23 protein-coding genes are annotated in these 20,692 nt (G+C 49.6%); 4 read left to right on the top strand and 19 right to left on the bottom strand.

What is annotated here, in order from left to right:
- The first annotated feature begins 8 nt into the window (after positions 1-8).
- Entirely contained in the window at positions 9-1,382 is a 1,374-nt protein-coding gene (locus ACEVG1_RS04465; RefSeq protein ID WP_374742358.1) for a RagB/SusD family nutrient uptake outer membrane protein, read from the top strand.
- Positions 1,383-1,468: 86 nt separating this feature from the next.
- On the opposite strand, the gene ACEVG1_RS04460 is transcribed toward ACEVG1_RS04465, so the two are convergent.
- The 4 genes from ACEVG1_RS04460 to ACEVG1_RS04445 form a co-directional block, all read right to left on the bottom strand.
- Positions 1,469-1,771: a hypothetical protein gene (locus ACEVG1_RS04460; protein ID WP_374742357.1), complete on the bottom strand. Its 303-nt coding sequence runs from the start codon at positions 1,769-1,771 to the stop codon at positions 1,469-1,471.
- A 114-nt stretch (positions 1,772-1,885) separates the two neighbouring features.
- Entirely contained in the window at positions 1,886-2,329 is a 444-nt protein-coding gene (locus ACEVG1_RS04455) for a MauE/DoxX family redox-associated membrane protein (protein WP_374742356.1), read from the bottom strand.
- Between the two features lie 58 nt (positions 2,330-2,387).
- Entirely contained in the window at positions 2,388-2,963 is a 576-nt protein-coding gene (locus ACEVG1_RS04450) for a Crp/Fnr family transcriptional regulator (RefSeq protein WP_374742355.1), read from the bottom strand.
- A 28-nt stretch (positions 2,964-2,991) separates the two neighbouring features.
- Positions 2,992-3,603: a hypothetical protein gene (locus ACEVG1_RS04445; protein ID WP_374742354.1), complete on the bottom strand. Its 612-nt coding sequence runs from the start codon at positions 3,601-3,603 to the stop codon at positions 2,992-2,994.
- Positions 3,604-3,808: 205 nt separating this feature from the next.
- Here ACEVG1_RS04445 and ACEVG1_RS04440 point away from each other — a divergent pair, with 205 nt between their 5' ends.
- Positions 3,809-4,063: a hypothetical protein gene (locus ACEVG1_RS04440; protein ID WP_374742353.1), complete on the top strand. Its 255-nt coding sequence runs from the start codon at positions 3,809-3,811 to the stop codon at positions 4,061-4,063.
- A gap of 629 nt (positions 4,064-4,692) precedes the next feature.
- Here the strand turns inward: ACEVG1_RS04440 and ACEVG1_RS04435 are convergent.
- From ACEVG1_RS04435 to ACEVG1_RS04425, 3 genes are all read right to left on the bottom strand, one after another.
- The gene (locus ACEVG1_RS04435) at positions 4,693-5,325 is read right to left on the bottom strand and encodes a fibronectin type III domain-containing protein (protein WP_374742352.1); all 633 of its coding nucleotides are present in this window, start codon (positions 5,323-5,325) and stop codon (positions 4,693-4,695) included.
- A 107-nt stretch (positions 5,326-5,432) separates the two neighbouring features.
- Positions 5,433-5,966 (bottom strand): CHAP domain-containing protein, encoded by a 534-nt coding sequence (locus ACEVG1_RS04430; protein WP_374742351.1) that lies wholly within the window; start codon positions 5,964-5,966, stop codon positions 5,433-5,435.
- A complete protein-coding gene (locus tag ACEVG1_RS04425) occupies positions 5,885-6,301 on the bottom strand; it encodes a hypothetical protein (RefSeq protein WP_374742350.1) in 417 nt (138 codons plus the stop codon). The genes ACEVG1_RS04430 and ACEVG1_RS04425 overlap by 82 nt, the downstream gene beginning before the upstream one ends.
- On the opposite strand from ACEVG1_RS04425, the gene ACEVG1_RS04420 reads away from it, so the two are divergent.
- A complete protein-coding gene (locus ACEVG1_RS04420; protein ID WP_374742349.1) occupies positions 6,300-6,551 on the top strand; it encodes a hypothetical protein in 252 nt (83 codons plus the stop codon). The two genes, ACEVG1_RS04425 and ACEVG1_RS04420, sit on opposite strands and share 2 nt — an antisense overlap.
- 94 nt (positions 6,552-6,645) lie before the next feature.
- A complete protein-coding gene (locus ACEVG1_RS04415) occupies positions 6,646-6,870 on the top strand; it encodes a hypothetical protein (RefSeq protein ID WP_374742348.1) in 225 nt (74 codons plus the stop codon).
- A gap of 52 nt (positions 6,871-6,922) precedes the next feature.
- Here ACEVG1_RS04415 and ACEVG1_RS04410 read toward each other — a convergent pair whose 3' ends face one another.
- The 12 genes from ACEVG1_RS04410 to ACEVG1_RS04355 form a co-directional block, all read right to left on the bottom strand.
- Entirely contained in the window at positions 6,923-7,204 is a 282-nt protein-coding gene (locus ACEVG1_RS04410; RefSeq protein ID WP_374742347.1) for a hypothetical protein, read from the bottom strand.
- 25 nt (positions 7,205-7,229) lie between these two features.
- Positions 7,230-7,892 (bottom strand): response regulator, encoded by a 663-nt coding sequence (locus ACEVG1_RS04405; RefSeq protein WP_374742346.1) that lies wholly within the window; start codon positions 7,890-7,892, stop codon positions 7,230-7,232.
- The gene (locus ACEVG1_RS04400) at positions 7,885-8,664 is read right to left on the bottom strand and encodes a sensor histidine kinase (RefSeq protein WP_374742345.1); all 780 of its coding nucleotides are present in this window, start codon (positions 8,662-8,664) and stop codon (positions 7,885-7,887) included. Before ACEVG1_RS04400 ends, ACEVG1_RS04405 begins: the two co-directional genes overlap by 8 nt.
- Positions 8,619-9,275 (bottom strand): hypothetical protein, encoded by a 657-nt coding sequence (locus ACEVG1_RS04395; protein WP_374742344.1) that lies wholly within the window; start codon positions 9,273-9,275, stop codon positions 8,619-8,621. The genes ACEVG1_RS04400 and ACEVG1_RS04395 overlap by 46 nt, the downstream gene beginning before the upstream one ends.
- Before the next feature lie 108 nt (positions 9,276-9,383).
- The gene (locus ACEVG1_RS04390) at positions 9,384-9,749 is read right to left on the bottom strand and encodes a nuclear transport factor 2 family protein (RefSeq protein ID WP_374742343.1); all 366 of its coding nucleotides are present in this window, start codon (positions 9,747-9,749) and stop codon (positions 9,384-9,386) included.
- Between the two features lie 48 nt (positions 9,750-9,797).
- Positions 9,798-11,096: an MFS transporter gene (locus tag ACEVG1_RS04385; RefSeq protein ID WP_374742342.1), complete on the bottom strand. Its 1,299-nt coding sequence runs from the start codon at positions 11,094-11,096 to the stop codon at positions 9,798-9,800.
- Positions 11,093-11,761, bottom strand: a complete 669-nt coding sequence (locus tag ACEVG1_RS04380) for a bifunctional 4-hydroxy-2-oxoglutarate aldolase/2-dehydro-3-deoxy-phosphogluconate aldolase (protein WP_374742341.1) — start codon at positions 11,759-11,761, stop codon at positions 11,093-11,095. The genes ACEVG1_RS04385 and ACEVG1_RS04380 overlap by 4 nt, the downstream gene beginning before the upstream one ends.
- Positions 11,758-12,762, bottom strand: a complete 1,005-nt coding sequence (locus ACEVG1_RS04375; RefSeq protein ID WP_374742340.1) for a 2-dehydro-3-deoxygalactonokinase — start codon at positions 12,760-12,762, stop codon at positions 11,758-11,760. Before ACEVG1_RS04375 ends, ACEVG1_RS04380 begins: the two co-directional genes overlap by 4 nt.
- A gap of 16 nt (positions 12,763-12,778) precedes the next feature.
- A complete protein-coding gene (locus ACEVG1_RS04370; protein ID WP_374742339.1) occupies positions 12,779-13,936 on the bottom strand; it encodes a sialidase family protein in 1,158 nt (385 codons plus the stop codon).
- On the bottom strand, positions 13,933-15,411 hold the full coding sequence (locus tag ACEVG1_RS04365; RefSeq protein WP_374742338.1) for an arylsulfatase: 1,479 nt from the start codon (positions 15,409-15,411) through the stop codon (positions 13,933-13,935). The genes ACEVG1_RS04370 and ACEVG1_RS04365 overlap by 4 nt, the downstream gene beginning before the upstream one ends.
- 25 nt (positions 15,412-15,436) lie before the next feature.
- The gene (locus ACEVG1_RS04360; protein WP_374742337.1) at positions 15,437-17,131 is read right to left on the bottom strand and encodes a RagB/SusD family nutrient uptake outer membrane protein; all 1,695 of its coding nucleotides are present in this window, start codon (positions 17,129-17,131) and stop codon (positions 15,437-15,439) included.
- Between the two features lie 85 nt (positions 17,132-17,216).
- Positions 17,217-20,555 carry a SusC/RagA family TonB-linked outer membrane protein gene (locus tag ACEVG1_RS04355; RefSeq protein ID WP_374742336.1) on the bottom strand — a complete coding sequence of 1,113 codons (3,339 nt, stop codon included), beginning with the start codon at positions 20,553-20,555 and terminating at the stop codon, positions 17,217-17,219.
- Between the last annotated feature and the right edge of the window lie 137 nt (positions 20,556-20,692).

Here is a 20,692-nt window from a genome sequence, read left to right as displayed (position 1 = left end):
AAAACAACATGACCATCAAATTCACCTTACGTTACCTCTCCTGCCCACTTCTGATTGTCGCATTTACATCTTGTGAACAGTTTTTGGACGAGAAATCTGACAAGGCATTCGTTTTGCCCGACAAAGTAGAGCATGTCCAGGCATTGCTGGATTACCATTCCGTCATGAACCAGGGATTCAGCCCCGCCGGCGAAAGCAGCAGCACGGACTACCTGTTGCCGGATGCCGTCTATGTTGCGCTACGCGAAGATTATCGGCACCAATATACATGGAATCCAGGCCCTACGTTTCCCAACCTTATCACGGGGTCCAATGATTGGGCCACCCAATACCAGATGATTTATTGGTGCAACACAGTCCTCGATGCATTACCCAATATCCCGCGTTCGGCAACGAATGTCGCCGAATGGAACTATGTCAAGGGGCAAGCGCTCGTGCTCCGGGCCATGCGTTTCCTTAACATTGCTTCAATATGGGCACAGGCATTCGATGCAAATACTGCCGCACAGGAATTGGGTATCCCCTTACGTTTGGAAGCAGACTTCACCCAGTCAAGCAGCCGGTCTACCTTATTGGACACTTACAACCAAATACTGAAAGACCTGCATAAAAGCATTTCCCTGCTTCCGATGGCCTCCATCAACTGCTATCGCGTCAGTAAGCCTGCCGCTTATGGTTTATTAGCACGCGTATACCTTTCTATGCGTCAATACCCACAGGCATTCACTTATGCCGATTCGTGCTTGCAGCTTCATAGCGAACTGATGGATTTCAATAACCTTTCTCCGACATCACCTACCCCTATCACGGACCTCAACCCTGAAAACATCCTGCATGCAACGTACCAAAACTATCCGCATCTTTTGCCTGGCACAATGCAGATTGCGCCAGAGTTAATAAATCTTTACGATACGGAAGACCTGCGAAAAGAAATCCTGTTTCGGGAAATCGAGCCAGGTACTTTCACGCTCAATGGACAGTACTCAGGCGGACCGAGCCTATTTGCCGGCCTGTCCGTAAGTGAAGCGTTGCTTATCCGCGCGGAATGCGCTGCCCGAGCAGGTGACGTGACTAGTGCGATGGCCGACGTAAACCACCTACTGGCGCACCGTATCCGCGCGGACGAGTTCGTTCCGATGACAGCACAATCACCACAGGAAGTGCTGTCATTGGTACTTGACGAGCGGCGACGCGAATTGCCTTTCCGTGGGTTACGTTGGATAGACGTAAAGCGCCTGAACAAGGAAGGCGCAGGAATCACGTTGACGCGAGAAATCGACGGACAATCCCACCACTTGCCACCCGGCGATCTCCGGTATGCGCTATTGATACCCGACGACGTCGTGGAGCAAGCTGGGATAGCGCAAAATCCACGGCAATGAAAATACGGGGGGCGGTCATCCCGCCTCCCGTTCTGTTCATTCTCAAGAAAATTCCCGGTTTGATATTAAACTGGGATGTACACGTATCAATACGAACGCTTTCCCGCCGCCGTTATCAACAATCCTTCATTTCCACCGTATGAAGCAAGTCGGTTAATCAACGCTGGCCGATCCGTTTCGGTTAGATGGCATGGGACGTTAGCAGTCCCCGTACACAAGTCGGAAACCCCTTCTTCCCAATACTCCTCTTCGAAGAATTTATCGGGTTCATCGGCGGGGCCGGTGTAGTAAAAATCCATGGATGCCTTCACCAACAAACCAGCCGCCATTGCCGTGCCACCAATCAAGGTAAAGACACTCAATAAACCTAAAACTAAGTACTTGCGCATAACTGTAAGTTTTTATGCTAAAAAATTTGAATTTCGGTTCTTCTGGTTTTCCCGGCATCCCGTTGTCCGGGGCATTCTCCAAAGAGCCACCCCTTGGTTCATGCAGGTCGTTACCTAAGTCATCGCACCCCTCCTTTCCGAAACTGTTTTTATGATTAGCGTTACCGTAATCAAAAACAACAGCGCATTGGCGCCTACCAGCCACGGCCAGGTGCTACCCTCCCACCAGCCAATGCAGGCACACGGCTTGCGCGGTAGGCGTTCGAGTAACGCTAGCTCGCTATATACCGTATACATGGCAAACAATAGCGTTGCACCCCCCAAGGCATAGGGCCGGAGCGGTCGCCAAAAAGCGCTTGCCCAAAGTCCGGTGCCGATGCTAACCTGCATGCCAAGGTGCACCCACAGTAAGGTTTCCTTCCAGCGTTGGGGCAGTGTCTGCCCTTCCCATTGCACCCGTGTTTCGTCGATAAACCACACGTCGTGGATGCCCCGCCAAAGTAGCAAGCAGCCGATAAGCAGTGAAGGGATTGACGTATAGGTTAAAAAGCGTCTCATGGTTCCAAAAGTAGACATAGCTGCCGCCCTTAACGAGCTCTACAGCGCCTCTTTCGGATTAGATATTCCCGCGTCTCGCCCGCTTGACGGACGCTACGGACATCGCCAGGTATTCGGCCATTTCCTGTAGGGTGAGCTGGCCGGTCCACTCGTGGAAATAACGTTCGAATGTGCGGTAGCGATCGCCTTCGCGGTGTATCTGTAGTATGGCATTGTGTAATAGGTGTTGTTTAAGCTGTTTCTCGCGGAGCACCGCAACCAGTTCGGCTACGGCTGTATCCTGCTCTTTCAGGGATTTGAGCGCATCTACGGGTAGGCGCAATACGGCACTGGCCCGCAACGCCACGATGTCATAGGGCACCTGTTTGTCTGTATAGAAATTACGTGTACCCATCAGGTTGTGCCCGGGAGGTGCCAGCATATGGATACGGCGCCGTGCATCGGCATCCCAGCTCACGCCAGCGAGCAACCCCTTGGCTACAAAAAACAGATAATGGTTGCGCGCTCCTTCGCTGTGGAGTGTCCACCCCTGCGGAACATGCGACAATGACACCCCGTGTTGATGCAGCCATTGCCGGTGCCTGCCATCCAACGGGGTATACTGCTTCCAATAGAAAAGGAACGCGTCAACCATTGTCCGATTTAAGGGTTACCCGGTTACGTTACTCGTCGTCGCCCAACAGCAGCGCGCCCTTGTCTTTGCACTTATCGGGCGGAGGGCATATGCCACCGCGGTTCACCGGCTCCATGGCCACGATAAATCCGCCGGAAGACGATGCCATACCGTCGGGGGTGGCCGTATTGGTAAAATAATCGCGGTGGAAATGCTGGCCGTTGGCCACACTGTCGCGCGTGGAAGTAAAGAGTACCGTATTGTAGCCCCACCAGGCCTCAGGGGGTAAATGCTCCGTACGTGCCGCTTCATGGTAGGTGCTGTCGTACGCGGCTAAATAGATGCGCAACCCATCGCCCCCTTCCTGCTGCAACCGGCCCATCATGCCTTCGAGGTATTCCAGGGGTATCCATACACAACGGGTATTGAGCAGCTGCTGGCCGTTTCGGTCTACATAGCCGGCCCGCGGGGCGTAGTTGGCTACCATTTGCCGGGCCTCGGCCACGGGTACCCACGCCGAATCGGGAATGCCTGCGGGTAAACCGGTGTTGTAAATGGCAGTTTCATCGTGAACGGAATGCGCATCTGATCCGCCCATGCAAGCTGCCAAGGTCATGGCGATGGCACCTGCGCATGTGGTTAGTAAGTGTGTGTTTTTCATACATCAAACCTAACGTTTAGGGGACTAAGTGTAAAGGGCACGAATGTGTAGTATTTGCCTCGGGTAACGTCCCTAAATGTAGCAACAACCTATTTAATCAATCACCATTGCCAATGGCACTCCGTTTTGACGGGAGTTTGTGCAGGTTTGCACCTATTAGACAAAAAGTTTATATTTGTATGTATTCATTCAATGGACATAAATTATGGCCGCTACAATAGCCGAATTGAAAAATAGTTTGCATCGATTGGTCGTAGAAACCGAAGACCGATCTGTTTTACAATACGTGGAAGACATTTTCAAAAGTATGGCTACTACAAAAGCGGATTGGTGGGATGAGCTATCCGAACAGGACAAGAAATCGGTAGATCGTGGTATACAACAGTTAAATGAAGGAGCTGCAAGCCGCCATGACGAAGTGGTAAGCAAGATTAATGCATTGCTTTCTTCTCGTGGCTGAAGACCTCCAAATATACTGGTCATTAGAAGCTGAATCTCGCTATTTGGAGATTATTAACTATCTGCTCGACCATTGGACTATACGAGAAGTAAACAATTTCATCATTGAGGTAGAGCGTTTATTATCCCTTTTGATAAAACATAAACATCTTTGTCCCTCTTCGCAGAAGAAAAAAGGACTGCGTAAGTGCGTTATATCAAAGCAAACTTCCTTAATCTATCGAATCACCGAACCTAATCGTCTCGAGTTAGTTACCTTTATTGACAACAGGAGTGAGCATGCATATTAGTTCCAGAACCTACGCTTCATCCAAAAAAATAAAAGCAGCATCAAAACAACAGCGATAATCAATAACCGACTAGATTGAAACATACTTGTTTTTTCCACGTGGGCTTCTTGTGTGAAAGCGTAGTCGGATACGGATTATACCTGCTCCCCCACCGTGGTATGCGTTTGCCGGGTGGTGCCCGAATCTTGTGTTTGCTGGTGCGATTGCTGGTAAATCGCGATATACCCGTGGGGCGAGGCGAAATGCCGATGGTTTGCCGCAACTCGTGCTCAGATGTATATAAAAAGGCACCGCCGTGCCCTCACCGTGAAGTAGGGGTGTTGGCGGTGCCTCCAGGTTGTTAGCGCACTAGCTGCGATACCGGTTCGGACCAGTCACTCACGCCAGACCCATTGCGGGCGCGGACACGCGCGTAGTAACGTACCCCTACCTCCAACGGTGCCAGGATGTTTCCTGTCCGGCTCCGGCTGATGAACGGCTCCGGCCAGATGATGTTGCCCGCCGCATCCTTTTCGCTGGATACGCAGATTTCAAACAACCAAGCCCCTTCCACCGGATCGAACTCGAGGTTGAGTTGCCCGGATTGCAGGTAGTCCAACAGCCGCAAACGCTCCGGTATACCGGGCGGCATGAGCGGAGTGGGTAGCCCCGCCACGGGGAAACCCGAGCTGAGCACGATGGAAAGGTCGCCATCCGCCACGGTATTCACATAAAACGCCAACCGTTTCAGCAACCCCACGAGTGCGGTCTTGCTATCGCGCTTCACGCTTTTATCCAGCGGACTGCCCTGCCTGCTGGCGGTCTCCAGCTTGAGCTTGTAATCGTCATACGCCGCTTGCACGACTGCCAAATCCGGATCGGGCGTCGTAAAATTCGCATTGCTCTCCATGGCCAGCAGCACCGTGCCGCCCAAATTGAGCAAATCATTGTCTTTGATGTTTTTAAAGCCACCTCTGGCTGTTCTCTTTTTCATTTTTTTACTTTTTTTGTATTATTATCAAAATCCCGCTTGCGTTACACCGAGGTATAGCTAATAAGCGCGCGCTGCCCCGGTTGTGCCGCTTCACGGCTTAATTCCTATCAATGCCACCGCGAAACCGCGTGGATCGTACGGACGGGCCGCCGTTTCCGCACCACGGCATTGCTTACATTGCCTTCCACCGTAATGCACCATTTGCCGTTCCACCCATCTACGAATCCGCAATGGCCGATGCGCTTTTTGCTGGCTATGTAAATGCCGAACACATCCCCCGCACGGGGCGTTCCCCCCGCAGTTGCCCCTGCCTTTGCCCAGACGGTCCTTTCTGAGGGGAATAGCGCCGCCGCCCAGGCATTCCGGGGCCCGGGGTATCCTGCCTGGCCGTGGCACCAGCTTACAAATGCCGCGCACCATTCATAGCCTTCTGCCAGGCCGCAGTAGCGTAGGTACGCCACTACGCGCGGGCCGTCGTTATTGCCCGTCGCTTCGCGCACCCCGATCTCGGCCGCGTATACTTGGGGCAAGGCGTTGGCGGTAAGCGCTCCCGGTTTCCCTACATCAGTGCGGCCAGTACCACCACCAGCCCCCAGAAGAGCGATAGCGATACCGACAAATAGCAACCCATTTGTTTCCATGGCTTCATTGTGTTGAAAGATGAACGGAAATCCTCGCGGTCGAAACCGGCGAGGCGCTTGAAAAATGCCCATGCCAGCCAGGCGGCCAGCAGCCAGAAGAACATGGCAGCCAATGCCGCCAGTACCACGAGGCTCAGCACGCCGATATCGGGCACGGCGGCGGTGGCGTCTATCCACCATAGCAATGGGCCAAGGTACAGGAAAAGGATAAGCAGTAGGGGAACCCCTACCCAGGGCCACGGGAACGGCCTTGCCTCCCGCGCCATCGCGGCATCGTGCAGGCTATCTACATAATCCCGCGGATGCAGCTTTCGAACAATTGTTTGTTGATGCATGATCTATTTCTTTAGCGGCAGCGCTCCATTGCCCCTGCCGTTCGAAACAAACATACAACCCAACACAACCCACTCAAAACCAACGGACAACAACGGACGGAAACGAACAACAACGGACGGAAAACCGATCGGTTTTATCGCATTTCCGATTAAAGATGCGCCATTTCCGGCCGGGGATGGTCCGTCGCCGGACGCGGATGGGGCGGCAACGGTCGGGAATGCACCGCCGCCAACCGACAGTGAATCATAACCGGACGGAAATGGATCATAACGGACCGGAAATAAACCATAACCGATTGGAAATGGGTAATCACCGACCAACAGCGACACGTATTTGGTCATGAATGAACGGCCACCGGCTGTTTGCGGTGCGCCACCGACCGGAAGTGGTGCGTGCCCGCCCCGCAATGCCTTATCCCCGATCGGGTATGGGTTATTCCCGACCGGCTTCGACCGATCTGGCATCGGTAATGGCCCGCACCCAACCGGAAATGGCCCGTCACCGGCCGGTGACGGGCCATCCCCTATCGGGATTCGGCTACTTCCAGCCGGCTATGGCTTATCGTTAGCCGGTTCTACGGTATCCCCGTATGGAAATGGGCTATTACCGACGGTCGGTCGTTAAGCAGCCTTCTTCCTTAGCAGCTCAAATACATCTTTTTTATCGTAATATTCCTTTCGGCCTACTTTTCTGACGGGTGTCAGTTCCTTTCGCCACACATTTTCGTAGAATGCCGTGCGCTTTATTCCCAGGAATTCCATCACCCAGATATTATCTACCAACTGGGGCGGCTCACTGGTTGATGGCTTGCGGCGTGGCATGAACTCGCGGATGTCTTTGGTCACTTCCAACAGTTCGGTTAGCTTTTCAATAATCTCGATGGTCAATTCGTGCTTATTCATGGTAGGTTATAAATGGATAGATCAGTTACTTATCTAGGGGAAGCAGCCCGAGCCGCCGGGCCTCGCGCAGCAATGCCGGACGGCTATGCACGCCAAAAAGATGGTACATTTCGCTGGCGTAGCGTTTCACCGTATGTACGGATAAGCACATCTTGTCGGCAATTACCTCGAAGGTATCGTCCGAGTCGCACAGGTGCATCAATTCGATTTGCCGTACGGTCAGCGTTTCGGGGCGCATACCACCGTCCGGATTGGCCGGCGCTACTGATGGTTCACCGTCGGCATACGCATTACGCAACACGCCTCTTTCGACGACCTCCTTGATAGCGCTGTAAACCATAGATGAAGGCGAACCTTTCGGCAAAAAGCCGTGCGCGCCGCTGCGGATCATCCCCGAAACCACCGCAGGTTCGGCAAAAATACTTATCGCGATGATACGCACGTCGGGGTAGTACTGTCGCAACCACTGGGCCGTTTTATAACCGTCTTTCAGCGGCATCTCTACATCGAGCAGTATTACATCGGGGGCTCCGTGTATATCCATCTGCTCTTGCAAGTCAATGCCGTTGGTGGCCGTAAAGGAGAGTACAACATCCTGCTTATCGGAGACGGCCCGGCGCAGGTTGTCTACGCTCACCGACCGGTCGTCTACGATGGCCAACCGGATTTTTGTCTGTTCTTCATTCATCTGCTATGGTATGTGGTAAGTGTATCGTTACGGTAGTTCCCCTGCCAACGGCAGAAAGGATGGTGGCTTGGCCGCCCAATTGTGCCGCATGTTGCCGGATGCTATCCAGCCCCAAGCTGGGGTGCTGCTGCTCCTGATCGGGATCGAATCCTACCCCGTTATCGGCTACGATTAACGTAATTCCCCCTTCATCTGTCTGTAAGGTTATGTCTATAAGGCTCGCCTGCGCGTGGCGGTAGATATTTGCCATTGCATTCTGTAACATCCGATATAGTGCTAATTTCGTTTCATGCGACAGCGGCAATTCCTCGTCGGGCAAGGAACTGTTGATAACATATCCATTCATCCGTTCAGCGAGTTCGATGTCGGTTCTTATGGCAATTAGAATCCCTGTTTCGAGCAATCGTTCACCATGCAATGCCTGAGAAAGCTGTCGCAGATCCTCCATACCACTGTTCAATTGGTTATAAAGACTGTGCAATGCAGCGGCACATTCCGGATGCTGTTCAAGGAGATCAGCCACCAGCGCCTTTGCCACCGCGATGGATTGCCCGATGCTGGCATGGAGGTCTTCAGCGATCCGCTGCCGGGTCTTCTCCGCTGCTTCGAATTGCGCGAGCCGCTTTTCAGCCTCCAGCGCACGAAGCCGGCTGGCATAGAGTTTCACGATAGCTATTACCCCCAATGCGCAAAGCACTGCGAGCACGGTGCCGCCGGCAATAAGGATTACGAACTTGGATTTAGGAATCTGGTAATGTAAGAGTACCCCCATAAGCTATATAGAGCGAGGTTAAGCCCGCCATTGATGATGTCATGTAAAAGAACCGTATCAACATACACCGGAACTTCGATGAGCAGATCGAGCGCCAAGTTGACCATAAAGCCCCCCAGGTAAAAGATAGCTGTGCCACTTACCCACCAGAAGGGGCCGTGGCGGCTAATGCTCCGTTGCGGCGTGGTGAGCAGCAATCGGTAAAAGTAAATGCCGCATGCCACGAAAAACACCAAGCTCATCAACGCCACCGTATAATTGAGATACACGTATTCGGCCGGGCTGGTTGACCATTCCAACGCCCATACGCTGCCAAAAAGCACAAGCCATCCCCAAAACGAAGGACCTAAGTGGCGGTGCAGCAACGGCTGCAACATACCACGTAGGACCGTGCTGATGGCCGCCCCCTCAATGAGGATGAAAATGTTGTAAAGCGGAAGGTTATTGATGGCCGCACCGCGCATATAGGTTCCTACCAGTTCGGTGGCAAGGACTACGGCAAGGTATGCGCGTTGGAGCCCCCAGATGTTCCAACCCTCTCTGCGCAGGCAATAGAGTGCTGTAATGAGGCAGGCCGCTTCGGCAATGGTGTAAACGGTAATGAGTTGCATGCTGTAAAACTAGGTAACCTAGTTGTCTTCCGCAAGGGCACGATGGTGTAGGGATTAACCTATCGCCATTTAATAAGCATCTCGCTACTTCTCTATGCCAACCTCAGCTCACCCTTTAACAGCCCGCCTTGCTAGTAACTTCCAATCCGAACCGCTCCGTTGCCACACCATCATTACGTGCAGCCTGATGGATCTTTGGGGCTTGCCTGCATCAGCTGCTTCCGCATCCAACTGATGCCGTACAACAGCTACATCCCCTGACATTATTACTTCCTGGCCCGAAAGCCGAATATCCAGAAATCGGTATTTGCCAGACACTAGCGACGAGACGAACTTTTCCCTCCCCTCGACTTCACCGTTGGAATGGCCGTAGGTCAAGGAAGGCAATGTGAGCTTTGACAACATTTGCCCATTTGCGGAAACCATCGCCCTACGCAGCTCTTCCACCTTCTGCTCAACAGTAGGGTCTGACAAGCATCTATACCGTTCAGAAACCCCATATTATATATATCGTGACTATACTCATTTCTCAATAGTCGATTTTAAGTAGCCGTTCTTACCGTAATTCTTAGTTAAACCATGAATCAATACCCAAGCCAAGAGGTATGTGAACCCGCAGATTGTGAACAGCAGATTGTAACCACCATTGAGGTTGTCTTGCAACTTATAGCTATCCAGTAGGTAACCCACCAATATTGGAAAGAGGATACCCCCTATTGCTCCCGCAGTCCCGCTGATACCTACAACGGAGCTGACTGACGACTTCGGAAATAAGTCGGAGGCCAACGTAAAGATATTCGTAGCCCATGCCTGATGAACTGCCACTGCTAGACTGATGAGACCTACGGCCATCCAAATGCTGGATGCAAACTGTGCAAGGATGATGGAAACTTCTAATACCGCAAAAATCAGAAGTGTTATTTTGCGAGCCATGAGCACCCCCATTCCTCGCTTAATCAGCAACGAAGAAAAATATCCACCCCCAATGCTACCAAAAGTTGTAGCCGCATAGATAACCATGAGCTCGTAGCTTGGCTTGGTCAAATCAAGGGAGAATCTCGATGAGAAATACGATGGCAGCCAGAACAAAAAAAACCAATAAATCGGATCAATCAACAATTTACCTGTTATAACTGCCCACGTCTGTCTGAACGTAAACAGTTTCGTCCAGCGAATCGGCTTTTCGTTTACATCGGTACTGTTTTCCTGCCCACGTTTGATGTACGCTAGTTCTGCTTCATTCAGTTTCGATTGACGTTCGGGGGGCGCGTACAACCACCACCAGAACAGCAGCCAAACGAAACCAAGGCCACCAGTAATCCAGAACACCTCCCGCCATCCATAGTGCGAGAGAATCCAAGGTGTTAAAAAAAGAGCCGTCACTACGCCAATACTCGTACCCGCGTTGAATATTCCCGTGGCTAAAGCCCGCTCCTTCTGAGGAAACCATTCCGAGACCGCCTTTACCGCGGCGGGAAAGTTTCCGGCCTCACCAATACCCAAGCCAATACGTGCGGCAATGAAACCACCAACACCGCGAGCCGCTGCGTGTAGCATTCCGGCTAGGCTCCAGGCCACCACACTAATAGTATATCCCCATTTGGTACCGACCACGTCCGTGAGCCTGCCAAATAGCAGTAATCCAATAGCATATGACGCTGTGAACGCCATCACAATATGGGCAAAATCGGTCTCTGTCCATCCAAATTCGGTTTCCAGTGTAGGCTTCAGCAGACCGATAATCTGCCTATCCAAGTAGTTGATGGTCGTGGCAATCAACAGCAGGCCGACAATGAGCCAACGATAGTTCTTGATTTTCATATTCCAATCTTTTCTTTTCCGCTAGACACAAGTTCTTTCATCCTGGAGGCATAGGCAACAAAGTGCTTCTCAAGCGCTTGCCAATCACGTTCTTTCACCAGTTTGCTGGGAAATAGTGGTGAGCCGATGCCAAAGCCCTCCACGCCTGCCGACCAGTAACCTTGTAAGTGATCAATGTTGATTCCGCCAGTGGCGAGAAGAGGAATGTGCGGAAATGGCCCTCTTAGGCTTTGGATGTACTTTGCACCTAAAGACTCTGCAGGAAAGAGTTTGACCATGGTCGCTCCAAGTTTCCATGCATGGTATACCTCCGTCGGTGTCGTGGCACCGGGGAAAATCGGAACTCCGTGTTGCTTGCATCGCAAAACTACATCCGAGTCAATGATGGGCGTGACAATGAACGCCGCTCCGGCGTCCAGTGCGGCATCCAATTCGCTTGTTTGGCACACCGTGCCGGCACCGATATTAAGCGTTTTTCCAAAATACTTTACAGCTTGTCGGATTATCGATAGTGCTTCCGGCGAGTTCATGGTGATTTCAATGGTTGTCAACCCGGCTGCCAAATACCTCGGTAGGATTTCCAAGACAGTATGTTGGGGAATATTTCGGACAATACCGATAATAGGCGTTGCTTCGAAAATAGAATAATTGAATACTTGTATCATATTTTATTTATGCAGTGGTTTGCGATCCGTAATTGTCCGTGGATGGCGGCCATATCCGCTTCGTATGGATCTACGAGGTGGACACGACAACCCAAGCCCAAGTGGTCTATAGCGCGTACATAGGGTCGGCATAAGTTTGTTCCAGCGCACAGTACAATCGGCTGGTGTCTATCAGATAGCAAATTTCCTAACTCATAGGCGATCAGCATTCCGCTCAAGTACTGGTAATTCTCCTGTTTGTCATAACGATCGAAAATTCGATTGGTGCGTATCCGAAACAAGGCGGTAGATATGTCGGCATCCCTCGCAACAGAAATACCAGCGTCAAAGGCATCCCACAACCTGCCATCAGCTTCTCTGGTTATAGCACACTTCTCGACTGCGTCTTTAAAAAGCCCATTATTAGATAATATTGCAAACAGTTCACCTGTAATATAGGTGCTGAAATCCGTAACACGGCGTCTGTTCACTATGACATGTTTAGAATGGGTACCCGGCAGAATTACCTTAACACCTCTCGAATTGTCCAATCGAACCAGCGTATCGTGTATCCCGACCAATTGAGTTTCCTCTCCCCGCATCACTTCGTCTCCGTGCTGAACGCCGGAAATGAGTAGAATGATATTGGAAGTTTGGTTGCTAGGTATTTCGTGAACAACTGCTTCTGTCCCATCAATCGCGAAAGGAGTTATAGCATAGGGGAGTTCCATGATGCCGATATTGGAAGAAGCCATACCAGATATGACAACCGGAACGTTTTCCGGGTTTACATGATTACGCGCACACAACGGTTTCCATTTCGACTGCAGGTAACCAAGGTAATATCCGTCCCTGCTACCAGCAGGAGGATGTCCGCATGCCGTCTCTATCCACGTTTCGTAAAAAACCGCACAACCCTGGCCCGAGTGATCGCTATCAATAATGTTACGGCTTTCGGAGTCCAGCAAATGGATACGCAACGATGAAGTGCCCCAATCGCAACTCACTAAATATTTGCTCACAAAAATGGTTTTATGGTTATCGGCCGCCTTGGCTTATTATTCTCCGGTTGTTGTATACCTTAACCGTTTGTTCGTCGTGATCAGCCGACAAGATACCCTCTTCGGTAAAACTTGTAAGGAGAACATGCTGGGCACCCGTCCTGCTGTAGTCATACGTCAGATAAATGGTTCCGTCTCGTGCTTGTTGTCCATCGGGGTAAGATGCTCCGGACCTTTCGTCCAATAATAAGCCTTTTGACCAGGTAATACCATCATCATCCGACACAAAGGCCATTAAGTGAGATCGTCCTGTCTTTGTAAGAATCGGACCATGTTTAACAAGGAGTAACCTACCTGATTGCAATCGGCGAACAAAAAACCGGGAGCTTGTATGAGCTATTAGCGATGGTTTTAATTCGCTCCATGTTCGTCCGGCATCTTCAGAGACACTTTCACCGATACCATATCGGGTACGCACCAGCATCCAGAGCGAACCGTCCAGTCGTTCTACAATCATGTGTTCATCGTAGTTCCTGTCGGGTTCCGGCACATCGCATGCCCCTCTAACGGTCCAGCTCTTTCCATTATTGATTGATACAACCGCCTTGGCACTCTCCGCTGTGAGGCGCCATGTAGAAACAGGCAACAACCAATCACCGTTCGATAGCACGGTTGGTTTACACATCATAACTCCATCTGTCAGGCGTTCAGGCATCGTCCAATGCAGGGTTTTGCTCTCAGGATCATTGGCTTTTATCGCCCATACACCCGCTGTTGTCCCGTCGTGTCCTATCGTCTGTGCCCAAAACAACCAAAGCGCATTGTCAGGGGCAACCCATATTTCCGGATCAAAAGCTCTTACAGCCCCTTTGCTGTCCGGATCGACCACCAGGATTTCTTCCCATGTCCTGCCAGCATCATCACTTGTAGCCAATACTACATAATTATTGGCGTCCTCACCGGGCGTCGATCCCGCATACCAGGTAGCATATAGCCGTCCATCGCATGTAATCGCCAAACTCGGTATGCCAGTGAACCTTCGGCTGTCCGGTGAATACTTGTAATAGTTTCCCGGGTCTGGTATCAGTTGAGGTTCCTTCAAAAAACTTTTATCTGCCTGTCCGAATGAAGCGCATACCGGCAGCAAAGCCAGTATCAGCTGGCAAACTGCTCTTAGTCGAAAAATTTCCGTCATATCTGGTGTTTAAGTTCATCTGAAATAAATTGATTTCTCGCTTCCCGTTCCCGAAATAGCTCTTTGACAGATTTAGTGGCTCCGGCCGCGCCTGGCCTGGAACTACCTGATTCAAGATAATTTTTGATCGTGCTTTTCAGGTACATTGTCATTTGAGGGTTGGACCCTGATACTTCATTGTTTTCCTCCGGATCTGTTACGATATCGTACAACTGCGCTTTATCCGTCTCTGGTTCAAAAATGAGTTTCCATTTCCCCTCCCGGATCGCCATTTGTTTCATTCCCCTGGTACCGGTTACCAGGTAAGGCCGGTCAGACTGTGCGCCCGCATGTAAAAGAAGTTGTAAGAAGCTGAAGCTATCAAGCGCAGCATCCCTTGGCAATGTTGAGCCCGTAATGGCGGCCATTGTCGCAAAACAATCAACCAACGATATACGCTCATGCGATATACGTCCTCTTGCGATGTGGTTTGGCCACCTCGCAATAAACGGCACCCGCGTTCCCCCTTCCCAGGCATCTCCTTTTTTTCCCCGCCATGGAAATGCAGGATTATGGTCAAATGACACCAAAGGTCCGTATCCGCCATTGTCACTGGTCACTATCAATAAAGTGTTTCCGGCAATTTTATTCCTGTCAAGTGCCTGCATAACCTCACCAACCAACCAGTCAAATTCAAGAACAAAATCTCCATGCTTACCAATCCCGCTTCTACCGACGAATTCTTTATCCGGCGCCAATGGAAAATGAATCGCACAAGCAGGCAGATAAAGAAAAAACGGCTTTTTCTGTGTTTCAATAAATTCAACCGCTTTATCAACCAACCGTCTCCCGATCGTGCTGTCCGGCCGCAGGTTCGGCCATTCCCCTTTAGGCCTGTGCTGGACTAACTTATAACCTACCCTGTCCAGCATCACCGCTTCCGAATCAAATGTAATCCCTGGTTCAACCACAGGCTTTCCGTTTTCGATGTAATATCGGGGATACATATTATGACCATCCGGAACAATATATGAGTAGTCAAACCCCACGTCGTTGGGGCCCCTGCCCGGCTCATTGATATCGCGCGGCATGGCGTCGCCCAAACCAAGATGCCATTTGCCTACTATACCGGTAACATAGCCACACTTCTTTAAAAATGAAGCAATCGTCATCTGATCCTTTTTTATCACCAACGGTTCGCCATTGAACAATACGTGCGAATGATGATAAGACCGGAATGGGTCCGTACCCGTCATAATAGCATATCTTGTGGGCGAACAAACAGCGCTAGGCGAGTATGCCGCGGTAAAACGAACACCTTCCTTTGAAAGCCTGTTCGTATGTGGTGTTAAAAACCGCGATTGGCCATAACTGGAAAGATCGTTGTACCCTAAATCGTCAGCCACGATCAAAACGATGTTCGGACCCGGTATGTTTTGTGCACCCGCGCTGGCCATTGCCAGTGAAATCAAAAAGAAACAAAGTGGTTTTCTCATATGAATTAAACATAAAGCATTCACACTACTGCTGATCTGTTATTTCCGTAAGCGGGAGAACATTCTTCTCCGTTCCCGGATATCCGGCATTCTGGTTAATCCTTCCACCGGTATTTGAATCAATTGCATTTTGTGGAACAGGCCATAAAACATGGAATGGACTCATCTTATATTCATTTAACCCCCATTGCAGCCCTGTGTTATAGAAGTTTGTTGCCAGTACCCGATCATACCAAAAGTTTTTTGTCGAAAAGTTTCCGATAGCATATCCGTTCCGGTTGTTGTCAGCCATTATAAAGGAAATTCGTGTCAACTCTGTTTTCCGGGGCTCTTCAGCATATAGCTCCCGGGCCCGCTCATCCAAAATATAGGCAATTGAGATCTCACTTGGAGAAACCGGCGACGCTTTTGCTCGCTGTCTTACCTTATTAATATCCTCAGCGGCTTTCTGGTTTTCACCGACCCAGTGATACGCTTCCGCCCGAAGCAGGTACGTCTCTGCCAAACGAAACACATACCAGTCTGCATTCCCCCCGATTGGCTGGTCGGGCACTCTTTCGTCACTTACATACAATTTATAATGTGGCCATCCATAATATGCCCTGAACGTATCCTGTGGATTCGAATACCGAATATCCAACACCTGGCCATAGTACTTTGAGGCCGGATTATTGTATCTGATCTTGGAAACGGGCATCCAGTTCGTGTCCGTGTCATGTCTTAAATCAGAGATATCCTTCCAGATAGTGTATTGATAATAGTTTGACGGCCTGAGCTGTCCTACTCCTCTGCCAAATGCAAGGACCTGCCAGTTACCTCTGGTGTCAATACATGCCCGCCTGCCGTCCGGATCTTTCAAATACGTATTATTCGACCACCAGGGCGTATATTGTCTTAACGTTTGCGTTCCGTTTGTACTCCCCGGAAACCCATACTTATCTTGAACCACCAATATCGCTTCCGTATTATTACTGAGACTCTTGTTTTCCTTCTGATGTAAATCCCAGATTACATTAAATCTGCTGTCTCCCGCTACGATGCCGAATCGCTGAGTCATCAGCTTATATCTTCCGTTATTTATAACCGCACTGGCAGCATCTATCGCCTGTACAAATGCACTATTGGCCAAACATATCTTGGTCAGTAAATGGAGGCCCGCCGCCCGGTTTACCTTACCTGGCTCAACAATTTCGGGCAGCCACTGTACAGCAAATTCCATATCTGCCTGTATTTTTGCCAGAATTGTCTTTCTTGAATGGGTATAAAAATCCATTTTAGGCGCTACATGTTCTTTATTGATAAACGGCACATCGCCAAACTGATGCACCAGCCGATAATACCAATATGCCCGGTGGAAAAAGCCTTCCGCCAGCACTTCGTTCTTATCGTTATCAGCATCCCAGTCAGGAATATCGATCCTTGAGATGACAATGTTGGCGTTTTTGATGGCTTGAAAAGCCTGGGTCCAGCTTCTGAAAAAATCGGAAGACCCGGTTCCCGTCGGGACCACTTGTCTATCGAAATTCTGGGTGGTAGCTGCTGCTGTTTCAGCTGCCACCGCTAAGTCAGAAGAAATATATTCATGCGCCAGATTAGTGGGGGATGGTGCGTAAAAGTCGTTCCGCAAATCCCTTCTAAGGGTCAGCAATAGCCCGTCCATTCCGGCTTTGTCTACAAATACACTTTCAGGTGTAAAAAACGACAATGGTTTTGGTGTCAACCAGCTTTTCCCGCACGAGCAAAACACCAGCAATGACAACAGCACTATAGTTGATTTCATGATTCAAAAAGTTAATAAGGTGAAATTAGAGAGAGAAGTCGAGTCCAACGGTCACATTTTTTGGCATTGGAGCATTCCCCGTTTCCGGGTCCCAATAGTTCCAGCTGGTCAACGTAACGTAATTCCGCAGTGCAACGTAAGCCCTGACGCGCTGCAGACCATGCCTTTTCAGTTTACTGCCAGGTATATTATACGCGAGAGAAAGATCCTGCAGTCGTATGAATGAGCTGTTTTTCCAAACATTGAAAGCAGGAGAAGAGACGGTAGGATCCAATCTCGGCCAATCGTTGCCGGGGTTATCCGGTGTCCAGTATGGAACGGAATAATAATTGACTCGGTCAAGGAAATGGGTATTTTTGTACAACGGATTATTCCGATGGAATCCTACATCAGCCCGGATAAAAAACGAAAGCTGAAAACCATTGAGAAAAGAAATATCATTCCGGAAACCAAGCCTGTACCTCGGTCGCGCATACCCCTGAAACACCTTGTCTTCCAGCGGGGAAAGAACACTATCCCCGTTGATATCCGCCAATTTGTGGTCTCCGGGAACCCTACCGAAAACCTGCGCCCGGTCCTTTTCGTCTGGTTGCCAGATGCCGAGCAATTCATAGTCCCATATCCGATCCAACGCCTGCCCGATAAACCATTGATTACCGACATCATCCGCTTCCTTTTGTCCGATAACATTCCCGTTTGCGTCTGTCAGATCAACCATATCGCCATACAATTGAAGAATCCGGTTCCTGTTTAAAGAGAATACAAAAGACGAGTTCCATTGGAAGGCATTTTCCCTATTGATGTTCACTGAATTGATCGTCAGCTCAACCCCCTTGTTCCTGATCTTTCCGAGATTAGCCGTCACGCTGTTATAGCCGATGATACTCGGCAATGACCGATCTAAAAGAAGATCGGTGGTTATCATGTGGTAGCCTTCTATCGAGCCCGAAATACGGTTACCCAGTATACCGAAATCAAGCCCGGCATTCAGCGCTCCTGTTTTTTCCCAACGCAGACCGGCGTTCTCCATTTTGGTACTGTTGACACCGCTTGCCGGCGTATTGTCATACAAATAGTCGGTGGAGCCTAAGGTAGCTAAGGCCGCATACCTGCCGATATCCCGGTTTCCATTGGCACCCCATGAAAACCGAAGTTTCAGATCGTTGATTACCTGTTTATTAAAAAAGGATTCGTTTGACACCCTCCACCCGACCGCTAACGATGGGAAAACAGCATATGGATTAAACGCGCCGAAAGCGGAGTACCCATCCCGTCTCAGTGTTGCTGTAAGCAAATAGGTATCTTTAAGCGAATAGTTTATTCTCCCCATCAATGCGTTGCCGGTGCTGTAGTTATCATCATTTTCCAGCGTAGGATGGCTCCCGGCGTGCAACGCATGGTATCCCAAAACAGTACTTGGCATTATCTGGAGGTTTTGCTGGGAATCGGACCATCCCTGATACTTTTCCACGTTAAACAGAAATGTCAGATCAAACTTATGGATACCGGAAAAAGTACGATTCCAATTCAGGATATTATCCACCATCCATTCGTTAATGGAGCTATTGTTCCGACTTCCGATACCGCCATTGTTAGCACCCCGTGCAGTCTCCAGAGGATCGAAAAGGTAGTCTTTTACCCAGGCATACCGATTTTGGAAAGAAACCCTGTAGGAAATATCAAAAGGAAGGGCTATATCGGCAAAAAAAGTAGCGAAAAGAGCCTGTCTTTTTGTAAACTTATCACGGTGAGTAGCTAAAGACAGCGGGTTTGCGGCAATATTGTCATTATTAGGGAACCAAGTCATGGTTCCATCATCGTTATACACCTTCCCGTAGGGGCTCTGCCTTTCATAATTGGTATCAAATGAAGCAGGCACAGCACTATTATCTTCATCCTTAAATTGGGCATTTACACCAATCTTTAAGAAAGACGCGATATCGGTATCAATGTTTACTCTGCTCCTGAATGTTTTAAATACGTCTCCGACGACATTACCCTCATTATGCGTATATCCACCCGAGAAAAAGTACCGCGCATCTTTTCCTCCACCGGCGATGCTTACATCATAATTTTGCCGTATTCCGTTTTGAAAAACCAGGTCAGACCAGTTGGTGGTTTTATTGGCCAGATAATTTTCCTGCTCTTCCGGAGAGAGCGACAGACGGTTCAGCCACATCCCGACCGGATCGTCAGACGGCGTAATGTCATAATTCTTCCATTCATTCAGGGTAATGTTAGCGGGCAACTGATCAGGATTTGTATAATACTCGTACGGTCTATTCGGGTAAATTTGCCTTAAAACAGTAGCTCTCGCCTGTAAATAGGCAGCCGGCCCGAAAGAATTCACCAGATGTGTAGTACCAACAAGCCCGGCATCGGCCGATACACTGATTTCGGGTTTACCGATTTTGCCCCTTTTTGTCGTGATGATTAAAACGCCCGCCGCGGACCTCGCGCCGAAGACTGCCGCGGCGCTGGCATCTTTCAGGATATCGATTGTTTCAATATCAGACGGATTGATATCGCTGATATTACCATTAAAAATCACTCCGTCCAATACCAGCAACGGACTGTTACTGGCTGCAATTGAATTGGGCCCTCTGATCTCTGTCGATCCGCCGCCCGCTGCGGTTCTGCCCTGATTAGAGTTAAACCCGGCAACAGTGCCGTTCAACATATCGATTAAGTTCGTTGTAGACTGTGTCTCATACTGAGATGCGTCTACACGATGAATCGATCCGGTTAAATCGCTCTTCTTTTGCGTGCCATATCCTACAACCACCACTTCTTCGATATCACTCACTGTTGCCTTCATCGAAACATTAATAGTGACTTTATCAACTATGCGGATTTCCATCGAATCAAAGCCAACTATACTGTACGTAATCTCACTTCCACTACTTACATCATTTATTTTGTAAGTACCTTCAGCATTCGTCGTTGTTGCCACATTCGTACCTTTCAGTCTTACCGTCACCCCTTCCAACGGGTTCCCTTGTTCATCCGTAACCCTTCCGGTTACCGCACGTTGTTGCTGTAAATTATGTGAATCTGTACGGCTTGCCGTTCGCTTAGGGGCGAAATACACGACCTTGCCCTCTACCTGATAGTCAAAAGGCTGGTCGGCAAACACATACGGCAGTGCATCCAATATTTCCACGCCTTTCAATGATAATGTAACCGGCTTGGCCTGGGTAAAATAAGCCTCATCCAAGACAAAAGAATACCCGCTTTGCCGCTGCAACTGCTGGATGACGGATTTGAGTGACTTGTTGTTGACTTGGATATCTACTTTTTGTGCAAAAGCACTAGCCAGCGATTGGAAGCATAGCACACAGGTAAGTAAAATCGTTAGCTTCATAATCAGGAGTGCTTGTAAAGGCACTTTGCCAAAGACTGACCACCGGAAAAAAAGCCGTGAGCGATAGTTGGCATAATGGTTATCATTCATTATGTTTGTACTGTTGGTTAGAAAAAAATATACGTTCAGTAATTGGT

This window comes from Parapedobacter sp. 2B3, from assembly GCF_041925275.1.
GTDB lineage: Bacteria > Bacteroidota > Bacteroidia > Sphingobacteriales > Sphingobacteriaceae > Parapedobacter > Parapedobacter pyrenivorans_A.
The sequence above is the reverse complement of the archived record's forward strand: the minus strand, read 5'-3'. Positions and strand labels throughout refer to the sequence as shown.

Bases quoted from the DNA above. Each gene is read 5' to 3' on its own strand.
- ACEVG1_RS04465 (WP_374742358.1), top strand. From the start codon at position 9: ATGACCATCAAATTCACCTTACGTTACCTCTCCTGCCCACTTCTGATT.
- ACEVG1_RS04460 (WP_374742357.1), bottom strand. From the start codon at position 1,771: ATGCGCAAGTACTTAGTTTTAGGTTTATTGAGTGTCTTTACCTTGATT.
- ACEVG1_RS04455 (WP_374742356.1), bottom strand. From the start codon at position 2,329: ATGAGACGCTTTTTAACCTATACGTCAATCCCTTCACTGCTTATCGGC.
- ACEVG1_RS04450 (WP_374742355.1), bottom strand. From the start codon at position 2,963: ATGGTTGACGCGTTCCTTTTCTATTGGAAGCAGTATACCCCGTTGGAT.
- ACEVG1_RS04445 (WP_374742354.1), bottom strand. From the start codon at position 3,603: ATGAAAAACACACACTTACTAACCACATGCGCAGGTGCCATCGCCATG.
- ACEVG1_RS04440 (WP_374742353.1), top strand. From the start codon at position 3,809: ATGGCCGCTACAATAGCCGAATTGAAAAATAGTTTGCATCGATTGGTC.
- ACEVG1_RS04435 (WP_374742352.1), bottom strand. From the start codon at position 5,325: ATGAAAAAGAGAACAGCCAGAGGTGGCTTTAAAAACATCAAAGACAAT.
- ACEVG1_RS04430 (WP_374742351.1), bottom strand. From the start codon at position 5,966: ATGGAAACAAATGGGTTGCTATTTGTCGGTATCGCTATCGCTCTTCTG.
- ACEVG1_RS04420 (WP_374742349.1), top strand. From the start codon at position 6,300: ATGATCTATTTCTTTAGCGGCAGCGCTCCATTGCCCCTGCCGTTCGAA.
- ACEVG1_RS04425 (WP_374742350.1), bottom strand. From the start codon at position 6,301: ATGCATCAACAAACAATTGTTCGAAAGCTGCATCCGCGGGATTATGTA.
- ACEVG1_RS04415 (WP_374742348.1), top strand. From the start codon at position 6,646: ATGAACGGCCACCGGCTGTTTGCGGTGCGCCACCGACCGGAAGTGGTG.
- ACEVG1_RS04410 (WP_374742347.1), bottom strand. From the start codon at position 7,204: ATGAATAAGCACGAATTGACCATCGAGATTATTGAAAAGCTAACCGAA.
- ACEVG1_RS04405 (WP_374742346.1), bottom strand. From the start codon at position 7,892: ATGAATGAAGAACAGACAAAAATCCGGTTGGCCATCGTAGACGACCGG.
- ACEVG1_RS04400 (WP_374742345.1), bottom strand. From the start codon at position 8,664: ATGGGGGTACTCTTACATTACCAGATTCCTAAATCCAAGTTCGTAATC.
- ACEVG1_RS04395 (WP_374742344.1), bottom strand. From the start codon at position 9,275: ATGCAACTCATTACCGTTTACACCATTGCCGAAGCGGCCTGCCTCATT.
- ACEVG1_RS04385 (WP_374742342.1), bottom strand. From the start codon at position 11,096: ATGAAAATCAAGAACTATCGTTGGCTCATTGTCGGCCTGCTGTTGATT.
- ACEVG1_RS04380 (WP_374742341.1), bottom strand. From the start codon at position 11,761: ATGATACAAGTATTCAATTATTCTATTTTCGAAGCAACGCCTATTATC.
- ACEVG1_RS04370 (WP_374742339.1), bottom strand. From the start codon at position 13,936: ATGACGGAAATTTTTCGACTAAGAGCAGTTTGCCAGCTGATACTGGCT.
- ACEVG1_RS04365 (WP_374742338.1), bottom strand. From the start codon at position 15,411: ATGAGAAAACCACTTTGTTTCTTTTTGATTTCACTGGCAATGGCCAGC.
- ACEVG1_RS04355 (WP_374742336.1), bottom strand. From the start codon at position 20,555: ATGAAGCTAACGATTTTACTTACCTGTGTGCTATGCTTCCAATCGCTG.